This is a genomic window from Aeromonas cavernicola (genome assembly GCF_002795305.1).
GTDB classification, from domain to species: Bacteria; Pseudomonadota; Gammaproteobacteria; order Enterobacterales; family Aeromonadaceae; genus Aeromonas; species Aeromonas cavernicola.
Genome location: NZ_PGGC01000144.1, coordinates 1 through 1,846, shown reverse-complemented (window position 1 = coordinate 1,846; position 1,846 = coordinate 1). Strand labels below are relative to the sequence as shown.

At 49.3% G+C, this 1,846-nt stretch carries 4 protein-coding genes; 3 read left to right on the top strand and 1 reads right to left on the bottom strand.

Annotation, left to right across the window (positions count from 1 at the left end):
* From CUC53_RS14915 to CUC53_RS14905, 3 genes are all read left to right on the top strand, one after another.
* On the top strand, window positions 1-301 hold a 301-nt coding region (locus tag CUC53_RS14915), incomplete at its 5' end, for an IS66 family transposase (RefSeq protein ID WP_157798290.1).
* Between the two features lie 214 nt (window positions 302-515).
* On the top strand, window positions 516-1,328 hold the full coding sequence (locus tag CUC53_RS14910; RefSeq protein ID WP_100294881.1) for a ParA family protein: 813 nt from the start codon (window positions 516-518) through the stop codon (window positions 1,326-1,328).
* A gap of 5 nt (window positions 1,329-1,333) precedes the next feature.
* Window positions 1,334-1,618 (top strand): hypothetical protein, encoded by a 285-nt coding sequence (locus tag CUC53_RS14905; protein WP_100294880.1) that lies wholly within the window; start codon window positions 1,334-1,336, stop codon window positions 1,616-1,618.
* A 21-nt stretch (window positions 1,619-1,639) separates the two neighbouring features.
* Here CUC53_RS14905 and CUC53_RS14900 read toward each other — a convergent pair.
* A partial coding sequence (locus tag CUC53_RS14900; protein WP_236757934.1) for an IS1 family transposase occupies window positions 1,640-1,846 on the bottom strand: 207 nt, incomplete at its 5' end.

Sequence of the window (1,846 nt, the reverse complement as noted above, 5' to 3'; positions counted from 1 at the left end):
CGAGTGGCTCATCAAGGATGACGAGATGCTGTGGCGGTTTATGAGTGATGACGATATCCCGCTGACGAACAATGAGGCAGAGCGAGCACTGCGGGGCTATGTGTTGTGGCGCAAAGGGAGCTACGGCGTGTGCTCACATCGTGGCGAGTTGTTTGGCCAGCGTATCCTGTCGTTGGTGGAGACAGCCAAACGCTTGGGACGTTGTCCCCAGGAGTGGCTGCGCGCCATCGTTCGGGCTTGCATCGAGAAAACGGATTACCCCATCCCAGCCGAATTGTGTGCGTCAAGCCCCTGCCGGTGAACGGTTACCCACCACTCATCCCTCTTCCTTGCCAACAACGGGTCAGATACTTTCATATTATTTCGCGAAAATGCATTTCATATGAAATACATTCCTGTGTTATAAAACAAGATAAAATGTATTACATGTGAAGTGCAAAAATAGATTGAAATACTACTATAAATGTACTGCATTTGAACTACACAGGATCCTGTTCAACTATTGAGATAAGGTAATGACAACAACGATTTCAGTGATAAATCAGAAAGGTGGGGTCGGTAAAACCACCACAGTGATTAACCTAGCGGCTCGTTTTGCAGAATTAGGGAAGCGAGTGCTTGCGTTCGATTTGGACCCGCAGGGAAACCTCAGTACAGTCCTATCCGGTGGACGGTATGAATTCAACATGACGGTTGCCGACTTGTTCGACAAGCCCAAGCGGGTTGATATCCAGGCCACAATTATCCAGGGAGAGGCCAATAAGGAGCCTATTCCTAATCTTTACCTAGTGCCGGCAGATATCCGCCTATCAAAAGTCATCGAGCAAAGCCTTACACAGATACACCGCGAGCGGATCCTTATGCGCCACCTGGACAAGCTCGATGGCCAATTCGATATAATCCTGCTGGACTGCCCCCCCAATCTCAGCCTGACCAGTACCAACGCAATGATGGCTGCCGACATGTTCTTGATCCCGGTAGATGGTGGGTCATTTAGCCTCAACGGTTTAGCTGATCTACTGGATGCCCTGGAAGAAGTGAAGGAAACAGAAAACGTCCCTTATTTTGCGTTCAGGAACGAGCGGGCCAAGCAAAATAAGCTGATTAACGAGTTCCTAGATGAGCAACTGAAAGGACTTCGGGATCGGGTCGGAACGAACGACAAAAGCGGTGTGCTTAACTCCTGCATTCGACGGGAAGAATCCATTGGGCAGGCCAGCGTAACAAGTATGCCACTTCGATATTACCGCCCCAGCGCGCTTGCGACAATGGACTACAAAGAGCTTGCGACGGAAGTATTAAATAAGATTAATGAATTACAAAGGTAATACAAATGTCAAAACTTGAAGGAAGTTCCTCGCTGACAAGACGGAAGGAAAGTCAACGACCGGATAGAATAACCACGGTCGGCAGCCGGCGTAACGTAACCACCGGCACATCGCCGACCCCGATCAGGCTGACCCCAGATGAACGGGTTGAATTAAACCTGTGGGTTGAAGAACTACAGGGGCTAACCAAAAAAAAGCTGACAGCGGCAAAGTTGATGCGTGGACTGATCCATATGCGAAAGAGCATTAACACAGGAAAGCTCATTGAGGCCATAAAAGATATAACGTAGCCAAACGGGCAATGCCGCCAATCAGTTGAAATGGTGCCTTTCTATAAAGGCGCCAATCACTTTCTCGTGGAGCTCAATGGAACGAGAGAAGCAGATGGTCTTGCGAGCCAATCGCTTGATGCGCGTTCTGAGCGTCAGGTTGTTACGCTCGATACGCTGGGTGAATATCTTCCCAGTCAGATGCATCTCGCTCGGCACCTCTCTGGCATAGCTTCCTGTAGTGGCATA